The sequence below is a fragment of the Providencia sp. genome, assembly GCF_040396775.1.
Lineage (GTDB): Bacteria > Pseudomonadota > Gammaproteobacteria > Enterobacterales > Enterobacteriaceae > Providencia.
In genome coordinates, this window is record NZ_JBEBNT010000027.1 from 21,985 (window position 1) to 44,785 (window position 22,801).

The window sequence follows — 22,801 nt, forward strand, 5'->3', positions numbered from 1 at the left end:
CACAAGTGACTGACAATGAGCCAAACATATATCCCCGGCAAAGACGCCGCTCTTGAAGACTCCATTGATGCATTCCAAACCAAATTAAAAAAATTGGGGTTTGATATTGAAGAAGCGTCATGGTTAAACCCTGTACCAAACGTTTGGTCAGTACATATTCGCGATAAAGAGTGCCCTCTTTGCTTTACCAATGGTAAAGGTGCGAGCAAGAAAGCCGCGTTAGCCTCTGCCCTTGGTGAGTATTTCGAACGTTTATCGACTAACTACTTCTTTGCTGATTTCTACTTGGGTAAATTCATTTCTGAAGGTGACTTTGTCCACTATCCAAATGAAAAATGGTTCCCACTCACAGAAGATGACAGCCTGCCTGAAGGCTTGTTAGACAGTCGTTTGATTAAGTTCTATGACCCTGATGAGGCATTAGCTGCAAGCCAGCTCATTGACCTGCAATCCGGCAATGAAGAACGCGGCATTTGTGCCCTGCCATTTACACGCCAGTCTGATGACAAAACCGTCTATATTCCTATGAATATTGTTGGGAACTTATACGTTTCTAACGGTATGTCCGCAGGTAACACCGCAAACGAAGCGCGTGTACAAGGGCTTTCTGAAGTATTTGAGCGTTTTGTGAAAAACAAAATTATCGCAGAAAGCATCAGCTTGCCAACGATCCCAGCGGACGTGATGGCGCGTTACCCAAGCGTAGTGGAAGCGATTGATACTCTTGAAAAAGAAGGGTTCCCAATTTTCTGCTATGACGCGTCATTAGGTGGAAAATACCCTGTCATTTGCGTGGTGCTATTTAATCCGCAAAATGGCACTTGCTTCGCGTCATTCGGCGCACACCCTGACTTTGGTGTTGCCCTTGAGCGTACCGTCACTGAATTATTGCAAGGGCGCGGCTTAAAAGACTTAGACGTCTTTAATGCACCGACTTTTGATGATGAAGAAGTCGCTGAGCACACTAACCTTGAAACTCACTTTATTGATTCAAGCGGTTTAATCAGCTGGGATCTGTTCAAAGATGATGCGGATTATGAATTTGCAGATTGGAGCTTCAAAGGCACGACACAGGAAGAATTTGCAACGCTTATCCGTATTTTCAACACCTTAGATGCCGAAGTTTACATCGCGGATTATAATCATTTAGGCGTGTATGCATGCCGTATTTTAGTACCCGGCATGTCAGATATCTACCCAGTTGAAGATTTGCATATCGCGAATAACGCAATGGGTGCTTATTTGCGTGACACCATTATCGGTTTACCGGATAGCCAATGGGAAAAGCAAGACTACCTTGCCCTGATTGAGCAATTGGACGATGACGGTTTAGATGATTTCACCCGTGTACGTGAGCTGCTTGGTTTAGCGGTCGGTAAAGACAATGGTTGGAGTAATCTACGTGTTGGTGAGTTAAAATCAATGTTAGCGCTTGCGGGGGGCGACCTCGAACAAGCCCTTGCATGGGTTGAGTGGACACAAGACTTTAACAGTTCAGTGTTCACCCCTGAGCGTGCAAACTATTATCGTTGCTTGCAAACATTGCTGCTATTATCGCAAGAAGAAGAAAGAAACCCTGCGCAATACTACAATGCATTTGTCCGTATGTATGGGCAAGAAGCAGTCGATGCGGCTTCAGCAGCTGTAGCAGGTGAGTCTTGCTTCTACGGTCTCTGGTCAATCGATGATGAGCTGAAGGCATTGCCAGCTCACCAAGCGCTGCTTGCAGCTTATGAAAAACTGCAAAAAGCCAAACGCGCTAACGCGTAATTGAACCAATGTGTTGACGGGAAGCCTTTCCCGTCAACATTTACAGCGTTATCTATTTATATAAATCATAAATCTAATGAACGTTTCCACAGTAAGAAATCAAATTGCTCTAAACGATCCGCTTTCACTTGATAATCACCACTTGCCGTTTCAATCACCCGTTCAAAAAGCCCCTGACTGATTGTCGGTAGAGGTACACCATCAATAATTGGCCCACAATCATAATCAATCATGTCAGATAGGCGTTCCGCTATCGCACTGTTGGTGGAGATTTTTAACACAGGTACAATTGGGTTACCCGTTGGCGTACCTAGCCCCGTCGAAAAAATAACCACATTGCAACCTGCGGCAACAAGGCCTGTTACCGCATCTACATCATTCCCCGGCGTACAAACCAGTGACAACCCGCGCTCTGGCATGGGCTCTGCATAATCACACACCGCACTAATGGGTGAAGTACCGCCTTTCTTTGCCGCGCCCGTAGATTTAATCGCATCGGTAATTAAACCGTCTGCAATATTGCCAGGGCTCGGGTTATCCGCGATGGTGGTATTAAAGAAATTTGCCGTTTTTTCATAGCGATCCATCAATTCGAGAAATTTCTTTTTATCATCGAAAGACACACAACGTTTCACCATATCCCCTTCTGCACCGCATAATTCAGGGAATTCTGCCAAGCCAGATGCGCCACCTAACGTGACTAACCAATCCGAAACAAGCCCCATCGCAGGGTTACCGGAAATTCCTGAAAAACCATCAGATGCCCCGCATTTCACCCCCAGTTTGAGATGGGATAACGGTACATCGCGCCTTGATTGTGGTTTGACCGCTTTCATGCACTCATAGGTTTGTTTGAGTGCGGTTTGCATCATTTCCTCTTCGCTATTCCACTCTTGCTGGCGAAAATAGAGTGCAGGTTTATCAAAATTTGGGTTGCGAGCCGCCAGTGACTCTTTAAACATTTTACGCTGTGCTTTTTCACACCCTAAACTAAACACCGTAATACCAATCACATTGGGGTGATCTGCATAAGCCGCCAGCACATCACACATGGTTTTGCTGTCTGATGTCGCACCACCACAGCCGCTGGTGACGGTAATGCATCGAACCCCTTCAATGTGTGGGAATAGCTTTGGTTTTGCTGTCGGCGCTTGTGTTCCTGCAGTTAAGTCTAATGCAAAGCTTTTCAAGCTGTTATTGGTGTAGCCTAACGCATCATTTAACGCGTCGGTTAATTTCGTCACATTGCGGTTTTCACAAAACACTAACGGAAAAATTAACCAGTAATTCGCTGTGCCTACACGCCCATCATCCCGTACATACCCTTGAAAAGTGCGGTTCTCATAAGTGGAAACATCGGGAGCTTTCCATTCGTATGGTGAATCATTTTCTAAGGAAACAGGGGCGGCATAGTGACGAATATTGTTTACCGTGATGGCTTCGCCTTTGGCGATCGGCTGAGTGGCTTTACCCACTGCTGTGCCATACATGGATACCACGCCATCGACGGGCACCGCTTCTAGTGCAAATTTGTGTTTGGCCTTCACATCGGTAACTAAAGCAATTTCTTCATTGCCCCAGTGGTAAACTTCCCCAGCCTGTAGGTCTTTCAAGGCAACAATCAGGTTGTCGCTTTCATCAATTCGTAAAATCTTTTGCATGTCACACCTTCCAATTGTTGCCATTAATTTGACGACAAAACTTTATGGCCATTTTTATGAGAATTCTTTTTGAGTAACGCAATTAACACAGCACAACCCACGGTTATTACAGACAATGTCATGATCCCTGCCGTGTTACTGTTCATCATTTTATCCACTTCAACACGGATGATAGGCGCAAGGAATGAACAAAACGCCCCCATTGTGGTACAAAAACCGATCCCCGCGGCTAATGCAGGGCCACTGAGTAATTGAGGTGGAAATGTCCAGAAGACTGGTTGAACCGATAAAAAGCCCACTGCGCTTAAGCACAGTGCCGCAATGGCGAAAACGGGGCTGGCAAACGCTGATAAAGCTAGGCCCACTGCCGCAGCTAACATGCACAGAACAGAGATTTCAACACGACGAGTTGGATGGCGATCGGCAAAACGCGGAATATAGTAGACACCAAAAGCGGAGCAAGCCCACGGAATAGCAGCCACCAGCGACTGTTTGAACCCTAAGCTTTCCCCCATTAATGAGGCCACTTGGGAAGGTAAAAAGAACATCAAACCATACACGGATATTTGGATGGTGCCGTAAATCAGTGCAAGGTGCCACACTTTGGCATTTTTGAGTGCAGAAAGGACGGAGGTGGTTTCTGTTTTTGCATTTTCTTTCGCAAGTTGCTCTGTTAACGCTTTTTTCTCTTCATCAGTTAAAAAACGCGCTTTTTCAGGGCTATCGTCCAGATAAAAGAAGGCAAAAATACCAATAATAACTGCAGGTAAACCTTCGATAACAAACATCCAGAACCAGCCCGGACGGCCAAGCCAGCCATGTAACTCTAATAATGCACCAGAAAGTGGAGAGCCCAGCGTCAGCGCAAGAGGCACACCTAAAACAAAGATGCCAATCACCGAACCACGGACGTTATTCGGGAAATAAATTGACGCTAATAATAAAATTCCCGGATAAAAACCCGCTTCCCCTAGCCCCAATAAGAAGCGCAAAATAATAAATTGCGTTTCATTGGTGACAAAGCCAGTCATCGCAGACAGCACGCCCCAGATGATTGTAGTGATACTCAACCATTTTTGGGCGCCGATTTTGTTTAAAATTAGGTTTGCGGGGATACCAAATAATGCATAAGCCGCAAAGAAAATCCCTGCCCCAAACGCAAATGCAGAGTCCGATAACCCGATATCTAACTGCATGGCATCTTTGGCAAAGCCAACATTCACTCGGTCAATAAATGCAACGAAATACAAAATAAACATCAGGGGTACTAAACGTTTCCACGACTTTTTAATCGCGGAGTTTAAAACAGGATTGTTATAAGCTTGTGTTGTCGCCATGATATTTTTCCCTGTCGATAAGATGTTCTATTGTGTTGTTATAGGAAAGATCAGAGCGGTAAATCAGCCAGTGATAATAATTGCTGAAGTTGCTCTGTCTGTACACTGTTCAATCCAATAAAGGGTGAGGTACAACGGTCTGAATTAATTACCCCTTTCAATTGCAACGCTTTTTTAAAGGTTGGAATAAACGGAGAATTCACGCCGTAAATGGCCATCAGTTGGTCAACACGTTGTTGATGTTTAGCAACGAGCGCTAAATCGCCATTTGCAAAGGCTTGCATCCATGAAGAAAAAAACTGTGGAATAATATTTGAAAGCCCACCAATACAACCACTTCCGCCCGATAACACCACATGGGCAAAGTTGTTGTCGTAACCTGCGTAGACTTCAAAGTGAGGAATGCGAGATTTTACCATATCAATGACTTGTGCCGTATGGTTGGTATCGGGAATGGTATCTTTTAAACCAATAATATGAGGGTACTTATCTGCTAAGCGTAAACACACCTCAGGGGATACGGAATACCCCGTACGCTCAGGGAAGTTATAAATAAAGATTTTTGCTGAGGTTTTTTCCGCTATGGTGCTGTAAAAGCGAAATACGCCCTCGTCATCCAATGGGAAATAATATGGGCTAATAATCATCACCCCATCAACTCCTTGCTCGTTCGCATAATTGGCTAGTTCAATCGACTCGTTGACATCTAACCGGCTCGCCCCTGCATAGACCTTCATATCCCCTTTAGGGTAATGGCCACAAAGGTCAATCAAGGTTTTCGAACTGTCCATGTCTAACGCAAAAAATTCCCCTGTACTGCCCATTGTGACAAAACCCGATACTTTTCCACTTAGCGAATCATAAACTTGTCGATTTTGTTCCGTATCAACGCGGCCTTTATTATCAAAAATAGTCACAACTGGGGTGATATAGCGACTTTCCATACTTAACGGCTCCATCTCATTACTGTTCATATATACAAACCTTATTCATAAATAAAAACAACTTTAAATAACCATGAAAAATGGATTGAGTCAAATTTGAACAAAGTAAAAATAAAAATGATTTAATTGATTGATTTGAATGAAATAAACATAAATTTATTGCTTGTGTTAAAAACAAAAAGGTCATTTTTTATTGGTAAATTTTGAACAGGATCACGACTTTTGCCATCAAGCACACAATGCCATCCGATAGATTTAGAAAATAAATGGGTTTTTGTGAGTGATTTACATAGTGCAGTTTTGAACCTAGAATAGCGGCACAATAAATCAGGGAGGTGGTTCAATGTCTACGGGACACATGCCGACAATTCGTGTTTTAGAGGTACTTCAAGTATTGGCTGCGGAAAATACCGGGCTATCTTTAACACAACTTTCTGATAAAACAGGTATTTTAAAAGGGACTATTTACCCTATTCTAAAAACGTTGGTTGAGCACCGTTATATTAATTACGATGATAACAGCCAGCTTTATTACCTTGGTATCGCCTGCTCTATTCTTTCTCGAGTTTTCTTCGAAAAATCATATTGGCTGAAAATGATCCACCGTGAGATGGGGGTGATTGTTGAGCAGTGTAACGAAGTTTGCCAAATGGGTATTTTAGATGGTGCTGATGTCTTGTATATAGATAAAGTACAATCTGCACAAAAAGTCCAGTTAGTCTCCAGTATTGGCACCCGCCTACCTGCTATTTATTCTGCGCTAGGTAAGGCAATGATTTTTAACTATAGTGATGAACAAATTTCCCAGCTTTATCCCGCAGGTTTCACCCCGCTGACACAATACAGTGTTCACACCCTGCCACAATTACGCAAGCAACTAAATGCCGTAAAAGAAAATGGTTATGCCATTGATAATAAAGAAATTAATGAAGAAACCATTTGCTATGCGGTCGCATTACGCCAACGAAACAAAATTATTGCCGCTATCAGTGTGTCTATCCCCACCTTCCGCGGTAACAATGAAAAAATTGCCCAAGTCATCGAAACGCTGTTAACGAGCCGCGAACGCATCGAACAAGAACTTAATACGCTCGATAATATTGAATTTTATAGATAATAAAAATTCAATATTGGCAAATATAGTCTAAAATGATCTGGAACAACGATTTTTGCATACCGTATTGTTTTGTTGATTGTTAGCAAAATATGACAATTTAGCGTGAATGTAACAGGTGGTTTATGAGGTTTATATCAATAAATACATTACCAAACTTAGACATAAGTTAAATACCGTAGCAAAGGGTTCATATTGCACTTAAATAATTAACATTTATATGCATATTTTCACTTTCAATGTCGCTAAAAATGCTCTTTATAAAAAATTTTAATAAAATTTAAAAAATATTTAATTTATATTTTTCAATTGGTTAGGTATAAATTTAACAATGCATTAACTATTTTGGCGGTATTCTTGCGAGTGTTCATGATCCATATCAAATTTCTTACTTATCCCCTTTGTTACTATTATTGCGTGCTATAATTAATCAACTTTGTAAGAGAGTGTTAGTATGAAAGCTGACAACCCTTTTAATTTATTGCCACCTGCTGTAATGGCGCAAGTCGCGGATGATTCTGGCTTTTATAAAGCGAACAAACATCCTGCAATTACTTACTTGTCAGCATTCACTGCCGGTATTTTTATTTCTATTGCTTTTGTTTTCTATATTACTGCAACAACTGGGGCTGCCGACGCACCGTACGGCTTTACCAAACTGATTGGCGGGATTTGTTTCTCACTCGGTTTAATGTTAGTCGTTGTTTGTGGTGCCGACCTTTTCACTTCCACTGTCTTAACTATCGTTTCTAAAGCCACAGGTAAAATTACTTGGGGGCAAATGTTCCGCAATTGGTTCAATGTGTATATCGGCAATTTAATTGGTGCACTGTTCTTCGTAGCTATCATTTGGTTTGCGGGACAATACACTGCGGCTAATGGCCTATGGGGATTAAATGTCTTACAAACCAGTAGCCATAAATTACACCATACCTTTGTTGAGGCAGTTGCACTCGGAATTTTAGCAAACTTAATGGTTTGTCTGGCTGTTTGGATGAGTTATGCAGGACGCAGTTTAACCGATAAACTGGTTGTTTTAGTTTTGCCTGTTGCGATGTTTGTCGCCAGCGGGTTTGAGCATAGCATTGCAAACATGTTTATGATCCCATTAGGGATTATGATTAAAGAATTCGCTCCTGCTGAATATTGGACACAAATCAATATGGCACCTGAGCAGTTTTCACACTTAACGATTGGAAATTTTATTACAGATAACTTAATTCCAGTCACTATCGGAAATATTATTGGCGGCGCGCTTTTAGTCGGCCTCATTTATTGGTTTATGCATTTACGCGGTGGCCAAAAACATTAATCGCCACTGACACACACGAAAAGATTTATTAAGATCCCTAAAAGATCCACTGTTAAAAGGTAAAAGTATCATGTCCGAATTAAATGAAAAATTCGCTTTAGCATGGCAAGGTTTTAACCAAGGTGACTGGCAGAAAAACGTCAACGTACGTGATTTCATCCAGAAAAACTACACTCCATATGAAGGTGATGAATCTTTCTTAGCAGGCTCTACCCCAGCAACTGACTCGCTGTGGGATAAAGTTATGGAAGGGATCAAAATCGAAAACCGCACGCATGCGCCTGTTGATTTTGATACAGATGTTGCTTCAACCATCACTTCCCATGATGCAGGCTACATTACTAAAGAATTAGAAAAAGTCGTTGGTTTACAAACTGATGAACCTCTGAAACGTGGTCTTATTCCGTTCGGTGGTATCAAAATGGTTGAAAGCTCATGTAAAGCCTACGACCGTACATTAGACCCAACTGTGAAAAAAATCTTCACAGAATACCGTAAAACGCATAACCAAGGTGTTTTCGACGTTTATACGCCAGACATCTTAAAATGCCGTAAATCAGGTGTATTAACTGGTTTACCAGATGCATACGGTCGTGGTCGTATCATCGGTGACTACCGTCGCGTTGCGCTGTACGGTATTGATTTCCTGATGAAAGACAAGTTCCAACAATTCACTTCTCTACAAGAAAAATTAGAGAAAGGTGAAGATTTACAAATGACTATCCAACTGCGCGAAGAAATTGCTGAACAGCACCGTGCACTGGGTCAAATGAAAGAAATGGCGGCGAAATACGGTTACGATATTTCTGCGCCAGCAACTAACGCACAAGAAGCAGTACAGTGGACTTACTTCGGCTATTTAGCTGCGGTTAAATCACAAAACGGTGCAGCAATGTCATTTGGTCGTGTTTCTACTTTCTTAGACGTGTATATCCAACGCGATATCGAAGAAGGCAAAATCACTGAGCAAGAAGCGCAAGAATTGATTGACCACTTAGTCATGAAACTGCGTATGGTCCGTTTCTTACGTACCCCTGAATACGATGAACTATTTTCTGGTGACCCAATTTGGGCAACAGAATCTTTAGCAGGTATGGGCCTTGATGGCCGTACACTGGTAACGAAAAGTACTTTCCGTTTCTTGAACACACTGTATACCATGGGCCCATCTCCTGAGCCGAACATGACTATCCTGTGGTCAGAAAAACTGCCAATGAATTTCAAAAAATTCGCGGCGAAAGTGTCTATCGATACTTCATCCGTTCAGTATGAAAATGATGACCTGATGCGTCCTGACTTTGATAACGACGACTATGCAATCGCATGTTGCGTTAGCCCAATGATTGTGGGTAAACAAATGCAGTTCTTCGGTGCTCGCGCTAACTTAGCGAAAACCATGCTGTATACCATCAATGGTGGTGTGGACGAAAAACTGAAAATGCAAGTGGGCCCTAAACACGCGCCAATCATGGACGAAGTCCTTGATTTTGATACCGTGATGGACAAAATGGACCACTTTATGGATTGGTTAGCAACGCAATACGTCACCGCGTTGAACATCATCCACTACATGCACGATAAATACAGCTATGAAGCATCGCTGATGGCACTGCACGACCGTGATGTTTACCGTACAATGGCATGTGGTATCGCAGGTCTGTCTGTTGCTGCTGACTCACTGTCTGCTATCAAATACGCAAAAGTTAAACCTATCCGTGACGAAGACGGCATCGCTGTTGACTTCGAAATCGAAGGTGAATACCCACAATTTGGTAACAATGACTCACGTGTTGATGACATCGCTTGTGACTTAGTTGAACGTTTCATGAAGAAAATTCAGAAACTGCAAACTTACCGTAACGCGGTACCAACTCAGTCAATTCTGACCATCACTTCAAACGTTGTGTATGGTAAGAAAACAGGTAACACACCAGATGGCCGTCGCTCAGGTGCACCATTCGGACCAGGTGCAAACCCAATGCACGGCCGTGACCAAAAAGGTGCGGTAGCTTCTCTGACTTCTGTTGCTAAACTGCCATTTGCTTACGCAAAAGACGGTATCTCTTATACCTTCTCTATCGTACCAAATGCGTTAGGTAAAGATGACGATGTTCGTAAAACTAACTTAGCAGGTCTGATGGATGGTTACTTCCACCACGAAGCGTCTATTGAAGGCGGCCAGCACCTGAACGTTAACGTCATGAACCGTGAAATGCTGTTAGAAGCGATGGAAAACCCAGAGAAATATCCACAGCTGACTATCCGTGTATCAGGTTATGCAGTGCGTTTTAACTCACTGACTAAAGAACAACAGCAAGACGTTATTACTCGTACTTTCACAAGTTCAATGTAATAATTAGCTCATTAAAATAAAGTAAATTAAAGACCCCGCTTTATGGGGTCTTTTTATCTATACTGTCAGTTAAAGACTACAAATCACTATTTTATGCATAAAGTCTTAGAAGTATGACGGATATTTTGGAGTACCTGCTATGTCTGCCGAAATTATTACAACAACCGATATCACTAAAACGGAAGCTCCAGCAACATTAGGCCGTATTCATTCATTTGAATCTTGTGGCACTGTTGATGGTCCCGGTATTCGTTTTATTGTCTTTTTCCAAGGCTGCTTAATGCGTTGCCTGTATTGCCACAATCGCGATACTTGGGATACCCATGGCGGTAATATTGTCACCGTCGATGAATTAATGAAAGAAGCAGTCACTTATCGCCACTTTATGAATGCGACGGGCGGTGGTGTCACGGCCTCTGGTGGTGAAGCTATTTTACAAGCCGAGTTCGTACGTGATTGGTTCCGCGCTTGTAAAAAAGAGAATATCCACACTTGTTTAGATACTAACGGCTTTGTTCGTCGTTATGACCCTGTGATTGACGAACTGATGGATGTTACTGATTTGGTGATGTTGGATTTAAAACAAATCAACGATGACATTCACCAAAAATTAGTCGGTGTATCCAATCACCGCACTTTAGAGTTTGCGCAATATTTAGCTAAGCGTAATCAAAAAACATGGGTACGATATGTCGTTGTTCCAGGCTGGAGTGATGATGACCATTCCGTGCATCTGCTCGGTGAATTTACCAAGGATATGAGCAATATCGAAAAAATCGAATTATTGCCTTACCATGAACTTGGTAAACACAAATGGGAAACCATGGGTGAAGAATACAAACTTGATGGCGTTAAACCACCGTCAAAAGAGGTGATGGAGCGCGTCAAAAATATCCTTGAAAGTTATGGTCATAAAGTCATGTACTAACCAATTTGAGGCTCTTAATAGAGCCTCTTATTTATCTGCCATTATTCCTATCTAAATAAAGGTAAATGGCCAATAAGCTGAGTCACTGCCTTTTTATTTCCCACCAACCCAATGCCCGCTAACTGAATATTTTTATATTCATGTTCTGATAATTTTTGCTGATACTCATCATAAGTGCGGCACGACTGCGCTAATAAACTAAATGGAATGATATAAATTTCACTTTCCTTTAATGCGGCCACTTCAATATCTTTAATATACTGCTCTGGCGATTTTAAAATCGGTAAAGGCGCATAAATTACCCCCGGATAATGAATATTATCTGCACTGTTTAAATCCTCTCCCACCATATTATTAACTTTATTTCCTAGGCTCACACCAATCACACTGGCTGCATTTATAGCAAGCCCATTAGATAAATCCTGATTGACGACGATCGCGCAGCGATGCTCGGCTGGATTAAATATCATTCCTGTCCCCTACTGTTTTTAATTGTGTTCAATTTCCCGATAATTATGGCATTTAAAGAAAGAAATAGGCTTTCTAACTCAGCTATGGCAAACTGATTTTTTGGTAATTTTTTTCTCTATTTCATTAAAAATAGGTAAAAATATTCATTTATGGCAATAGATAAGACAGAAACAAAAATTCTCTCACTGCTACAGGAAGACGCGCGGATCACCAACCATGAACTGGCTGAAAAAGTGGGCATGTCTGCCTCACCTTGCTGGCGGAGAGTAAAAAAGCTTGAAGAAGATAATGTCATCCAAGGTTATCGCGCGATTTTAAACCGCAAGAAAATTGGCCTAGGTGTCATGGTATTTGTACGGGTGATTATTGATAGCGATAGTGAGGCAGAAGCACAAAAATTTGAACAAGAAGTTAGTGAACTCGAAAACGTTGTCGCTTGTTATAGCATTGGTGGTGATACCGACTTTTTATTGCAAGTGGTTTCTCATGACTTAGATTCTTATGCCGACTTTGCGATGTCAGTCATTCGTAGATTACCCGGTATTAAAGAGATGCAGAGTATGTTTGTATTAAAAGAAATCAAGCCGCTTGATGCTTACCCAATATCTATTTTTGAATAATTCATCGAGGTTTGCCTTAATCTTCACAATGGTTATTAGTTATATTTTATTCTACAAAATAACCATCCCCTAAAAATAACCCTTCTATTTAAAGTTAAATAGCCCTATATTTAACTAATGATCACTAGTTTAAACAGTCTATAAATTCAATATCAAATAAATGATTAACTTACTACCCTAAAAAATATTTTATTAAGAAAAAATTAATCAAAAATACCTTACCAGAATAGTCTGCTTTATAATGTATTAACTTATCTGCATACTACTGCCGATAAAGTAAAAGAGTGCATATAAACTCACAAACTTTTTTATAATAATTATTGCTAATTCACTACGACAAATAGGTTCCTTTTTTATCATGAACAATGAAAACTTTAGTGCAGATAATAACCCTGCACCTAACACTAACGCTCAAACTCAAGTTGATACTTTTGTTTTTCACGCTGAACCTCGCGCTGTTGATGCTGGTGAAGGCGTTAATTGGATCAGCCAATCATGGTCAATGGTTAAAGAAAAACTGGGCATGTGGATCTTAATCAATATCGTCTTATTTGCATTGATTCTGATTATCTCCATGATCCCATTCTTAAACTTACTGATCACCTTTATTACCCCAATTTTTGTTGGTGGTATTATCGCTATCAGTGAAAACCAACGTAAAACTGGCCAAGCAGAAATTGGACTATTATTCGCAGGTTTCCAAAACAAATTCGGCGCGCTGTTTGCTGTTGGTGCCATTAACTTTGCTGCAAACTTAGTCGGAATGATCATCGCCTTTATCATTGGCGGCTCTGCGATGTTTGGCTTATTAATGGAAAGCAACCAATACGGCTCACCATCTGATGCAGCGATTTTAGCATCTTCAGGTTCATTCTTCTTCGCTATCATTGTGATGGCAGTTGCGGGCTTAGTGGGTACTGCGTTAACTTGGTTTGCCCCTGCTCTAGTCATGAACCACGATTTCACTGTTGGTGCTGCAATTTCAGCTAGCCTGCAAGCGGTTAAGAAAAATATCTTACCAGGTATCCTGTTCTTTATCGTTCTGTCTATCTTAATGATTATTTCTGTGATCCCATTAGGCTTAGGTTTATTAGTTTCTATGCCTATTATGTATGTTTGCTATTACAGCAGCTACCGCAGCCTATTTTTCTCACAAGTAAAATAAGTTCGAATAACACCGTTATTCCTTCATACTCAAAGGGAAAGCAAATGCTTTCCCTTTTCCAAAAATATACTTTTAATACCTTTCATTCTTCAACTTCTCATTTAAGTGACCTTTTTTTCCGCAGCGTAACACCACCTAACAATTCAATCGAATCAGTTCCAAATAACGTCAGCATCCTGGAAAAATGAAACAAAGACCAAATACACTTGGTTTACAATAACTTGCCCTTATCAATTAATAAAGGTAGCTTTTAAAATTGCCTGTTAAGAAGCTGGCTTTTTTAACGACCTCCGTCATGACTATGCTAGAGCAACGTTGAGACTGCACCATTTAATGCGAGATCAATTCCATAAATAAAAACCACAAAGGCACTGACGATAAGGAGAATTAAAGATGGCTTATGATGATCTTCGTAGTTATTTAGTGGCGCTTGAAAATGCAGGGCAACTACTGGAAATTCAAGAAGAAGTACAAGCAGAGCCTGATATCGCTGCGGCTGCAAATGCAACAGGAAGGATTGGTGAAGGGGCTCCTGCCATTTCATTTAAAAAAATCAAAGGGTTTAAACATGCCCATGTTGTTATGAATACGATAGGCTCTTGGAAAAACCACGCTATTTCACTCGGCCTTCCTGCAACCACTCCAATTAAACAACAAATCCAAGAACTTATTCACCGCTGGGAAAAATCGCCCGTTTCACCTGAACGCCGAAATAATCCGCCTTGGGCTCAAAATGAAGTAAACGGTGATGATATTAACCTATTTGATATCCTCCCTCTGTTTCGCCTAAATGATGGCGATGGAGGCTTCTATCTCGACAAAGCCTGTGTTATCTCTCGGGACCCTCAAGATCCTGAGCATTTTGGTAAGCAAAACGTGGGTATCTACCGGATGGAAGTTAAAGGTAAGCGTAAACTCGGCATACAGCCCGTTCCCATGCATGATATCGCCTTACAACTTCACAAGGCGGAAGAATCTGGTGAAAACCTTCCCGTTGCTATTGCGCTTGGCAATGACCCGATTATCACTTTAATGGGTGCAACACCACTGAGATACGACCAATCCGAATATGAAATGGCAGGGGCAATGCGCGAAAGCCCTTACCCAATAGCCACTGCACCGCTGACAAGATTTGACGTCCCTTGGGGTTCAGAAGTCATTATTGAAGGTGTCATTGAGAGTCGACAAAGAGAAATTGAAGGCCCATTCGGTGAGTTTACTGGGTACTATTCAGGTGGGCGTAATATGCCAATAATTCGCATTGATAAAGTATCCTATCGCACCCACCCCATTTACGAATCCCTTTATCTGGGCATGCCTTGGACAGAAATTGATTATCTTATCGGCCCTGTCACTTGTATTCCCCTTTATCAACAACTGAAAGCGGATTTTCCAGAAGTTCAGGCAGTCAATGCCATGTACACCCATGGCCTTCTCATTATCATTTCCACCCAAAAACGTTATGGTGGTTTCGCTAGAGCCGTGGGAATGCGGGCAATGACCACTCCGCATGGTTTAGGTTATGCGAAAATAGTGATTATGGTTGACGAAGACGTTGACCCTTTCAATTTACCTCAAGTGATGTGGGCGCTTTCTACTAAGGTTAATCCGTCAGGTGACCTTATTCAAATACCCAACCTGTCCGTGCTCGGTCTGGACCCAAGCTCTAATCCTGCAGGGATCACGGATAAATTAATCATTGATGCGACAACACCTGTTGCACCCGATAATCGCGGCCGTTACAGTCAACCCGTCAAGGATTTACCAGAAACTGCACTGTGGATTGATAAATTAACGACTCTGCTCGCTAATCGTCAATAAGGAACTCATATAATTTGCCCTCGTTGTACAAGTGACAAAATAGATGTCATGGCAAACTCCCCCATTGAGGGGATATGGATAATATATCAGTGCCAATGCTGCCTTTATACCTGGAGAAATACAGAACCAGTACGCCGAACGGAGCGAGAACATTACCCAGTTGAATTCCGAATGACCCAGCAAGATATTAACAACGCATCAGAGACCCCTATAATTCCACCTCTTATTGTAAAATCGCCTTTAAAAGGAGCAAGCTAATGTGATAATGCTATTCTTTATCGCTAGTTTCTGATTAATTAACCTAATAATTAAAAATATATATTTTCGCCCTAAATTGGAGTTACCAAGCTATGCACTTTGATATTACCGACTTGCAATTGTGCGTAAATATCGCTAATACAGGCAGCATCACTGGTGGCGCAAGTTTAACACACCTAACACTACAATCTGCCAGCGAACGTGTTAAAGGCCTCGAAAGTGAGCTCGGTACTTCCTTATTTATTCGTTCGACCAGAGGTGTTTCTTTATCCAATGCTGGCATTGCTTTTATTGAGCATGCTAATGATATTTTACAACGCATTGATTTAATGAAGGGTGAAATGCGCCAGTATAGCCAAGGGCTACGTGGACATATCAACCTTTTGTGCAATGCCTCGGCTCAAATGGAATTTTTGCCTGAACGTATTGGAGCGTATTTACAACAACAATCTAATATGTCGATATCTGTCAAAGAGATGCCGAGCCATGAAATTGTCACGACGATTAAAAATAAAATGGCCAATATTGGCATAGTGGCAGACTCTACCGATTTATTAGGGTTAGCATTTCGCCCTTTTTGTTCAGATGAACTTATCGTGCTGGTTCATTACCATCACCCATTAGCGGGTCAGCAGCATGTAACATTCAATGACCTTATACATTCAGATTTTATTGGGTTATCTGAAGATAATTCATTACAAAAACATATTGATAACTATGCTAAGCAGCAAGGTTTTCGCCTGAACTATCGGGTTCGTCTGCCTACCTTTGATACGGTTATGCAGCTGGTGGCGAATGACGTGGGTATTGCCATTATTCCTAAACAGGCCACGCAACGCATTCTGCCTTCCCAAACAAAAATACTGACACTGACAGAAAAATGGGCACAACGAAAATTAGTTATTTGTGCCCGCGATTTTAATCAGCTTCCTGAATATACCAATGAATTCATTAACTTTTTAATTAATTGGCAAAATAAACCTTAAGGTTTTATCGCCATATACATGCCCAAAAGCACCAATCCACTAAAAAAGCAGCGGCGAAATACGCTTTCATTCATAATTTTGCGCAGATATTGCCCTAAATACATCCCAACTAATGCAGGGAGTAATGCGATGAAAGACAAACCATAATCGATGTACTCTTGTTGACCGCTGTTCCAAAGTTTAATTGCCAATGCGAGGGTCGATACAGTGAAGGCTAAGCCAAGCGCCTGTATTAATTCATCTTTATTTAGCTTGAGTGTTTGCAAATAAGGCACCGCGGGAATAACAAAAACGCCGGTTGCGGCGGTAATTACCCCAGTAAGGTAACCCACTACAGGTGAAAGCCAACGCTCAGATTTTCCGCTGGAAGGCATCATTTTTGCCAATAACCCCCAAATACCATAAAGCACCAGCACGCAGCCTAATGCTGGCTGTGTCCAACCTGAATTTTCAGTTAAAGAGGGTAAAAAACTCCATAATGTGCCAACAGTTATTCCCACCATCAATCCCCATAGTCGCTTTATTAATGCGATAAATTGGGGACCAATGAGTAGTTGCCAAATATTAGTCACTAAGGAAGGTATGATCAAAATACTTGCCGCAATCGCAGGCTCCATAGTCGTACTCAAAAGCCCCATCGCAATAGTTGGCAGCCCTAGCCCAATCACCCCTTTAATAATTCCAGCCAATAAAAAAACACTAATTATTATTTCCATTTAATTTATCTCTCATGCCTACGATAGCCCACAGACTATCGATAGCTCAGAGACATCACTATCAGGAATATATTCAGAGGGGGTTAGGTAAAGATTGAGGAGGAGGATAGATTGCTTGATTTAGATAAAAAAAACCGCCAGAGTTACCCGAGGCGGTTTTTGTGTATAAACCATATGGCTATTAATTAGCCAATATATTCTAAGCCTTTCATATACGGACGTAATACTTCAGGTACTTCGATACGACCATCAGCTAATTGGTAGTTTTCTAAAATTGCCACCAATGTACGACCGACTGCTAAGCCTGAGCCATTCAGCGTGTGAACGAGTTGGGTTTTCTTATCACTCTTACCGCGGAAACGTGCTTGCATACGGCGCGCTTGGAAATCCCACATGTTTGAACAAGAAGAGATTTCACGGTAAGTATTTTGCGCTGGCAGCCACACTTCTAAATCGTACGTTTTACGTGAACCGAAACCGATATCACCTGTACATAAAATCACTTTACGGTAAGGTAAGTTCAGTAATTGCAGAACTTTTTCAGCGTGACCTGTTAGCTCTTCCAGTGCATCCATCGATTTTTCAGGATGAACAATTTGCACTAATTCAACTTTGTCGAACTGGTGCATACGGATAAGACCACGGGTATCGCGGCCATAAGAGCCCGCTTCTGAACGGAAGCATGGTGTGTGAGCTGTCATTTTCAGAGGAAGTGCATCTTCATCTAAAATTTCATCACGAACCAAGTTAGTCACAGGCACTTCAGCGGTTGGGATCAACGCATAAGTGCTGCTATCCGCTTCTTCTTCCAGTGGTTTTGTGTGGAATAAGTCTTCACCAAATTTTGGCAACTGACCGGTACCATACAGCGTATCATGGTTAACTAAATACGGAACATACAGTTCTTGATAACCATGCTGCTCAGTATGTAAATCTAACATGAACTGGGCTAACGCACGGTGCATACGCGCAACTTGCCCTTTCATCACAACAAAACGCGCGCCTGTGAGTTTAACCGCTGCTGGGAAATCCAAGCCGCCCGTTAGTTCACCAAGGCTAACGTGATCGCGAACTTCAAAGTCATACTGGCGAGGCTCGCCCCAGCGTGCAACTTCAACGTTATCAGAGTCATCTCTACCATCAGGCACTTGGTCATCTGGAATATTCGGGATACTTAACGCAATATCACGGATTTCTTGTTGCAGCTTGTCTAACTCTGCTTTCGCAGAATCCAATTTTTCGCCTAATTGGTTAACTTCCAGACGTAATGGCTCAATGTCTTCACCACGTGCTTTAGCCGCACCGATAGTTTTCGATCGCGAGTTACGGTCTGCTTGCAGGGTTTCAGTTTCAACTTGTAAAACTTTGCGGCGTTCTTCAAGTTCACGCAGCTTTTCCACATCAAGGGTAAAACCCCTGCGAGCCAGTTTTTCAGCAACCGCGTCTAGCTCCGTACGCAGTAAATTGGGATCGAGCATGCTTATCCTGTGAGTATTGTGAGTAATAGATGATACTTTTGATGATGCATTCTAGCACCATCAATAAAGTAAATTATTTCGCTATATAACCTTACCGCATTGCCCAGTTTAGCGGTAGCGTTTTGTGGTACTAATTTGATCCTGTTGGGCTAACCAGTCTAATTTTTCAGCAAACTTGCTTTCTAAGCCACGTTTTGTTGGGTGGTAATAGCGAGTTGTTTGCATTGGCTCAGGAAAGTAGTTCTCGCCCGCAGCATAGGCATTGGGTTCATCATGGGCATAACGGTATTCTTCACCTGCCCCCATCTCTTTTAATAGTTTTGTCGGTGCGTTGCGTAAGTGATCAGGTACATCGTAATCAGGCTGCATTTGCGCGTCTTTAATCGCGGCTTTGTATGCCGTGTAAACCGCATTACTTTTAGGTGCACAAGCTAAATAAACAATGGCTTGAGCAATAGCCCGTTCGCCTTCTGCAGGTCCGACTCGTGTAAAACAATCCCAAGCAGACACGGCCACTTGCATCGCACGAGGATCGGCATTCCCGACATCTTCGGAAGCAATGGCTAATAAACGACGTGCCACATACAAGGGATCGCCACCCGCTGTAATGATCCTTGCATACCAATACAATGCCGCATCTGGCGCTGAGCCCCGAACTGACTTATGCAATGCAGAGATTAAATCGTAAAACCGGTCACCTTTGTTATCAAACCGTGCAGTACGTTCACCACTGACTTCTTTGAGTAAATCTGCGGTTAAAACGCGTTGGCCTTGGCTATCGGCTTCAGCCATATCCGCCATCATTTCAAGTAAATTTAGCGAGCGCCTTGCATCCCCATTAACAAGCTGTGCTATCATTTTGCGTGTACTATCAGGCAAGACAATATGTTGCCCACCAAGCCCACGAGAGGTATCTGCTAGAGCTTGTAATAGCACTTGCTCAATATCGTCCTCTTCTAAGGATTTAAGCAAGTAGACTCTGGCGCGGGATAACAATGCTGAATTTAATTCAAATGAAGGGTTTTCAGTCGTCGCGCCAATAAAGGTGATCGTACCGTCTTCAATATGTGGTAAAAAGGCATCTTGTTGGCTTTTATTAAAGCGATGAACTTCATCCACAAACAAAATTGTTCTGCGCCCTGCACTACGGTTTTGGCGCGCTTTTTCGATGGATTCACGGATTTCTTTAATACCTGAAGTCACCGCAGATATGCGCTCAATATCCGCTTGGGCATAATGGCCGATGATTTCTGCTAGCGTTGTTTTGCCTGTTCCTGGTGGCCCCCATAAAATCATGGAGTGCAGATGCCCAGCCTTGATTGCTCGCGGCAAGGGTTTTCCTTCGGCCAGCAGATGCCGCTGACCAATATATTGCTCAAGAGTTTCGGGCCGCATACGCGCCGCTAAAGGCTGAAATTCATTCTGCGAAAAATCGAGAGACAGGTTACCCACAATATCCTCTTTATTGCCGCTTAAAGCTAATGACTGACTCGCTAACCACCAGCCAAAAACACCGATGGTTAGCGACAAAAACAGGTTTAAGGCTTATTTTGCACTTGAACGTTGGTCGTCCAGCGTCACACCTTTTGGTACTGTAAACTTAAACTTACTGGCATCAACATGACCATTCTTTTGCTGTTTTAGCTGATAAGCACTGGTTTGCCCATCTTGCTCAACCGCCGAAAATTTCTCAATAGTGCCTTCTGGTGAAACCGTGATCGAGAATTTTTTTAACGTGCCATTGGTTTGCTTAGGTTTAAGATCAAACGTATTGCCCTGTTGAATGATTGAATATTGCTTCCAATCTTTTGGGTCATTACGTGTGATCAATAAAAATGGCGTGTCTTGCGTCGCATCGGCTAAGTTTGTCACAGTCACCTGCTCAACAAATGGGTTATAAAACCATAAGTTTTTACCGTCAGAAACCAACACGCTTTCATCGGGAGATGTCATGTTCCAGTTAAATAAGTTAGGGCGCTCTAACCATAAATCACCGACGCCTTCTTGAACAAGATCGCCCTCAGGGCTCGTCACTTTTTGTGAAAAACTGGCTTGAAAACTATTGACCTTATTCAGTCGTGCTTGAAGGTCTTGACTCGCATCTGCCAGTACTTGGCCGATATGTAAACTGAAGGCTAATGCACCTAACAACATCATTTTTTTCATCGAACAAAGACCTTAATATGATTACTTTAAGAGGCGTGATGACGTTATACACCCCTTAAATTGAACCCGCAATTAGCCCATTAAATTATTAATTTGCTATCCTCTTTTAGTGCCCCATTGATGGCGGCGCAAGTACTTCTCGGTTTCCATTATGGCCTTGTTCGCTAACAATGCCTTGGAGCTCCATTTGCTCAACAATTCGCGCAGCACGGTTATAACCAATACGGAATTGGCGTTGAACACCTGAAATAGAAACACGTTGTTTATCAACAACAAATTCAACCGCTTGATCAAACAGTGGGTCGAGTTCTTCGCCGCCACCATCGTAGCCACCACCTTCGCTATCATCACTGCATGTGGTGATGCTATCAATATATTGCGGTTTACCACGCGCTTTCCAATCATTCACCACAGCATGTACTTCTTGATCACGAACAAACGCACCGTGTACGCGCATTGGAATTGATGAGTTAGGGGGTAAGTAAAGCATGTCACCCATTCCTAATAGTGACTCTGCGCCACCTTGGTCAAGAATTGTCCGCGAGTCAATTTTGCTGGATACCGTAAAGGCTATACGCGTTGGAATGTTGGCTTTAATTAACCCTGTAATGATATCGACTGAAGGGCGTTGAGTAGCAAGAACTAAGTGGATACCAGCGGCACGGGCTTTTTGTGCTAACCTAGCTATCAACTCTTCCACTTTTTTCCCTGCGGTCATCATCAAGTCTGCAAACTCATCCACCATGACGACGATATAAGGCTCTTTTTTCAGCGTTGGATGTTCCGTTTCCATGCTGTCCCCTGGTTTCCAGAATGGGTCAGGAATTGGGCGCTGCATATCCGCTGCTGCTTTAATTTTTTCGTTATAACCCGCTAAGTTACGAACGCCCAGCGCAGACATCAGTTTATAACGACGTTCCATCTCATTGACACACCAACGCAGTGCATTCGCCGCGTCTTTCATGTCTGTGACCACTTCCGTTAATAAGTGTGGGATCCCTTCATATATAGAAAGTTCCAACATTTTCGGGTCAATCATGATAAAGCGCACATCTTCAGGTTTCGCTTTATACAAGATACTCAAGATCATCGCATTGACCCCAACCGATTTACCTGAACCTGTTGTACCCGCCACTAATAAGTGTGGCATTTTCGCTAAATCAGCGACAACGGGATCACCTTCAATATCTTTACCAAGTACAATGGTCAGTGGTGATGGATTTTTTCTAAAATCATCGCAATCTAATACTTCGCTCAAATAAACGGTTTGGCGTTTTTCATTCGGTAATTCAAGCCCGACATACGGTTTACCCGGTATCACTTCAACGACACGCACAGCCACCGTTGACAATGAACGTGCAAGGTCACGGGATAATGTCGAAATACGGGCGGCTTTAACACCTGGCGCCAAATCAAGCTCAAAACGGGTGATAACAGGCCCAGGCGAGAAGCCAACCACTTCAGCTTTCACGCGGTAATCGTTTAACCGAGCTTCGATTAGCCTTGCTGTTTGCTCCAGTTTAAACATATCCACAGGCTCTTCTTGCTCTGGTGGACTTGCCAGTAGATCAAGGGAAGGCATCGGTGTTGTTGGTTTTGGTAATGGTTGGTCATTACGCACCAAGAACGGGTGGAATAAGCTATCTTGCTGTGGCTGCTGTGGCTGCTGTGGCTGCTGTGGCTGCTGTGGCTGCTGTGGCT

At 42.4% G+C, this 22,801-nt stretch carries 19 protein-coding genes; 10 read left to right on the forward strand and 9 right to left on the reverse strand.

The genetic code is table 11. The features are described 5' to 3' along the window. Positions 1–15: 15 nt before the first annotated feature. Complete coding sequence (gene ycaO, locus ABWP91_RS18760) at positions 16–1,770, forward strand: 30S ribosomal protein S12 methylthiotransferase accessory factor YcaO (protein WP_353244526.1); 1,755 nt, start codon at positions 16–18, stop codon at positions 1,768–1,770. 65 nt (positions 1,771–1,835) lie between these two features. Here the strand turns inward: ycaO and ABWP91_RS18765 are convergent, their stop codons facing one another. Genes ABWP91_RS18765 through ABWP91_RS18775 form a run of 3 tightly spaced genes read right to left on the reverse strand, consistent with a single transcriptional unit; the run spans position 1,836 to position 5,712 of the window. After that, a complete protein-coding gene (locus ABWP91_RS18765; protein WP_353244527.1) occupies positions 1,836–3,431 on the reverse strand; it encodes a UxaA family hydrolase in 1,596 nt (531 codons plus the stop codon). Between the two features lie 23 nt (positions 3,432–3,454). Continuing rightward, positions 3,455–4,768 carry an MFS transporter gene (locus tag ABWP91_RS18770; RefSeq protein ID WP_353244528.1) on the reverse strand — a complete coding sequence of 438 codons (1,314 nt, stop codon included), beginning with the start codon at positions 4,766–4,768 and terminating at the stop codon, positions 3,455–3,457. Between the two features lie 50 nt (positions 4,769–4,818). Beyond that, the gene (locus ABWP91_RS18775) at positions 4,819–5,712 is read right to left on the reverse strand and encodes a dihydrodipicolinate synthase family protein (protein ID WP_353244538.1); all 894 of its coding nucleotides are present in this window, start codon (positions 5,710–5,712) and stop codon (positions 4,819–4,821) included. Positions 5,713–6,055: 343 nt separating this feature from the next. Between ABWP91_RS18775 and ABWP91_RS18780 the strand changes: the two genes are divergently transcribed. From ABWP91_RS18780 to pflA, 4 genes are all read left to right on the forward strand, one after another. Next, entirely contained in the window at positions 6,056–6,829 is a 774-nt protein-coding gene (locus ABWP91_RS18780) for an IclR family transcriptional regulator (protein ID WP_353244529.1), read from the forward strand. Positions 6,830–7,280: 451 nt separating this feature from the next. Beyond that, positions 7,281–8,138, forward strand: coding sequence for a formate transporter FocA (gene focA / locus ABWP91_RS18785; protein ID WP_353244530.1), 858 nt, complete (start codon positions 7,281–7,283; stop codon positions 8,136–8,138). 70 nt (positions 8,139–8,208) lie between these two features. Then, the gene (gene pflB, locus ABWP91_RS18790) at positions 8,209–10,491 is read left to right on the forward strand and encodes a formate C-acetyltransferase (RefSeq protein WP_219249307.1); all 2,283 of its coding nucleotides are present in this window, start codon (positions 8,209–8,211) and stop codon (positions 10,489–10,491) included. 139 nt (positions 10,492–10,630) lie between these two features. Then, positions 10,631–11,419, forward strand: a complete 789-nt coding sequence (pflA, locus tag ABWP91_RS18795) for a pyruvate formate lyase 1-activating protein (RefSeq protein ID WP_219249309.1) — start codon at positions 10,631–10,633, stop codon at positions 11,417–11,419. A gap of 47 nt (positions 11,420–11,466) precedes the next feature. Here pflA and ABWP91_RS18800 read toward each other — a convergent pair whose 3' ends face one another. After that, positions 11,467–11,889, reverse strand: coding sequence for a DUF2000 domain-containing protein (locus ABWP91_RS18800; protein WP_353244531.1), 423 nt, complete (start codon positions 11,887–11,889; stop codon positions 11,467–11,469). Between the two features lie 150 nt (positions 11,890–12,039). Between ABWP91_RS18800 and ABWP91_RS18805 the strand changes: the two genes are divergently transcribed. From ABWP91_RS18805 to ABWP91_RS18825, 5 genes are all read left to right on the forward strand, one after another. Further along, positions 12,040–12,510, forward strand: a complete 471-nt coding sequence (locus tag ABWP91_RS18805) for an Lrp/AsnC family transcriptional regulator (RefSeq protein ID WP_225819771.1) — start codon at positions 12,040–12,042, stop codon at positions 12,508–12,510. Positions 12,511–12,868: 358 nt separating this feature from the next. Beyond that, positions 12,869–13,675: a BPSS1780 family membrane protein gene (locus tag ABWP91_RS18810; protein WP_353244532.1), complete on the forward strand. Its 807-nt coding sequence runs from the start codon at positions 12,869–12,871 to the stop codon at positions 13,673–13,675. A 393-nt stretch (positions 13,676–14,068) separates the two neighbouring features. Next, entirely contained in the window at positions 14,069–15,496 is a 1,428-nt protein-coding gene (locus ABWP91_RS18815; RefSeq protein ID WP_353244533.1) for a non-oxidative hydroxyarylic acid decarboxylases subunit C, read from the forward strand. Positions 15,497–15,505: 9 nt separating this feature from the next. After that, positions 15,506–15,754: a non-oxidative hydroxyarylic acid decarboxylases subunit D gene (locus tag ABWP91_RS18820; protein WP_353244539.1), complete on the forward strand. Its 249-nt coding sequence runs from the start codon at positions 15,506–15,508 to the stop codon at positions 15,752–15,754. A gap of 92 nt (positions 15,755–15,846) precedes the next feature. Next, positions 15,847–16,740, forward strand: coding sequence for a LysR family transcriptional regulator (locus ABWP91_RS18825; RefSeq protein ID WP_353244534.1), 894 nt, complete (start codon positions 15,847–15,849; stop codon positions 16,738–16,740). Here ABWP91_RS18825 and ABWP91_RS18830 read toward each other — a convergent pair. The 5 genes from ABWP91_RS18830 to ABWP91_RS18850 form a co-directional block, all read right to left on the reverse strand. Further along, entirely contained in the window at positions 16,737–17,456 is a 720-nt protein-coding gene (locus ABWP91_RS18830) for a sulfite exporter TauE/SafE family protein (protein ID WP_353244535.1), read from the reverse strand. The genes ABWP91_RS18825 and ABWP91_RS18830 overlap by 4 nt on opposite strands. 185 nt (positions 17,457–17,641) lie before the next feature. Continuing rightward, the gene (gene serS / locus ABWP91_RS18835) at positions 17,642–18,934 is read right to left on the reverse strand and encodes a serine--tRNA ligase (RefSeq protein ID WP_219244157.1); all 1,293 of its coding nucleotides are present in this window, start codon (positions 18,932–18,934) and stop codon (positions 17,642–17,644) included. Positions 18,935–19,042: 108 nt separating this feature from the next. After that, positions 19,043–20,386, reverse strand: coding sequence for a replication-associated recombination protein A (locus ABWP91_RS18840; protein WP_353244540.1), 1,344 nt, complete (start codon positions 20,384–20,386; stop codon positions 19,043–19,045). A 93-nt stretch (positions 20,387–20,479) separates the two neighbouring features. After that, positions 20,480–21,100: an outer membrane lipoprotein periplasmic chaperone LolA gene (gene lolA, locus ABWP91_RS18845; protein ID WP_273804950.1), complete on the reverse strand. Its 621-nt coding sequence runs from the start codon at positions 21,098–21,100 to the stop codon at positions 20,480–20,482. 106 nt (positions 21,101–21,206) lie between these two features. Continuing rightward, positions 21,207–22,801, reverse strand: a 1,595-nt coding sequence (locus tag ABWP91_RS18850; RefSeq protein ID WP_353244536.1) for a DNA translocase FtsK, incomplete at its 5' end; no start/stop codon positions are given.

Bases quoted from the DNA above. Each gene is read 5' to 3' on its own strand.
- pflB (WP_219249307.1), top strand. From the start codon at position 8,209: ATGTCCGAATTAAATGAAAAATTCGCTTTAGCATGGCAAGGTTTTAAC.
- ycaO (WP_353244526.1), top strand. From the start codon at position 16: ATGAGCCAAACATATATCCCCGGCAAAGACGCCGCTCTTGAAGACTCC.
- ABWP91_RS18830 (WP_353244535.1), bottom strand. From the start codon at position 17,456: ATGGAAATAATAATTAGTGTTTTTTTATTGGCTGGAATTATTAAAGGG.
- ABWP91_RS18770 (WP_353244528.1), bottom strand. From the start codon at position 4,768: ATGGCGACAACACAAGCTTATAACAATCCTGTTTTAAACTCCGCGATT.
- ABWP91_RS18800 (WP_353244531.1), bottom strand. From the start codon at position 11,889: ATGATATTTAATCCAGCCGAGCATCGCTGCGCGATCGTCGTCAATCAG.
- serS (WP_219244157.1), bottom strand. From the start codon at position 18,934: ATGCTCGATCCCAATTTACTGCGTACGGAGCTAGACGCGGTTGCTGAA.
- ABWP91_RS18765 (WP_353244527.1), bottom strand. From the start codon at position 3,431: ATGCAAAAGATTTTACGAATTGATGAAAGCGACAACCTGATTGTTGCC.
- ABWP91_RS18780 (WP_353244529.1), top strand. From the start codon at position 6,056: ATGTCTACGGGACACATGCCGACAATTCGTGTTTTAGAGGTACTTCAA.
- ABWP91_RS18775 (WP_353244538.1), bottom strand. From the start codon at position 5,712: ATGGAAAGTCGCTATATCACCCCAGTTGTGACTATTTTTGATAATAAA.
- ABWP91_RS18805 (WP_225819771.1), top strand. From the start codon at position 12,040: ATGGCAATAGATAAGACAGAAACAAAAATTCTCTCACTGCTACAGGAA.
- pflA (WP_219249309.1), top strand. From the start codon at position 10,631: ATGTCTGCCGAAATTATTACAACAACCGATATCACTAAAACGGAAGCT.
- lolA (WP_273804950.1), bottom strand. From the start codon at position 21,100: ATGAAAAAAATGATGTTGTTAGGTGCATTAGCCTTCAGTTTACATATC.
- ABWP91_RS18815 (WP_353244533.1), top strand. From the start codon at position 14,069: ATGGCTTATGATGATCTTCGTAGTTATTTAGTGGCGCTTGAAAATGCA.
- ABWP91_RS18825 (WP_353244534.1), top strand. From the start codon at position 15,847: ATGCACTTTGATATTACCGACTTGCAATTGTGCGTAAATATCGCTAAT.
- ABWP91_RS18810 (WP_353244532.1), top strand. From the start codon at position 12,869: ATGAACAATGAAAACTTTAGTGCAGATAATAACCCTGCACCTAACACT.
- focA (WP_353244530.1), top strand. From the start codon at position 7,281: ATGAAAGCTGACAACCCTTTTAATTTATTGCCACCTGCTGTAATGGCG.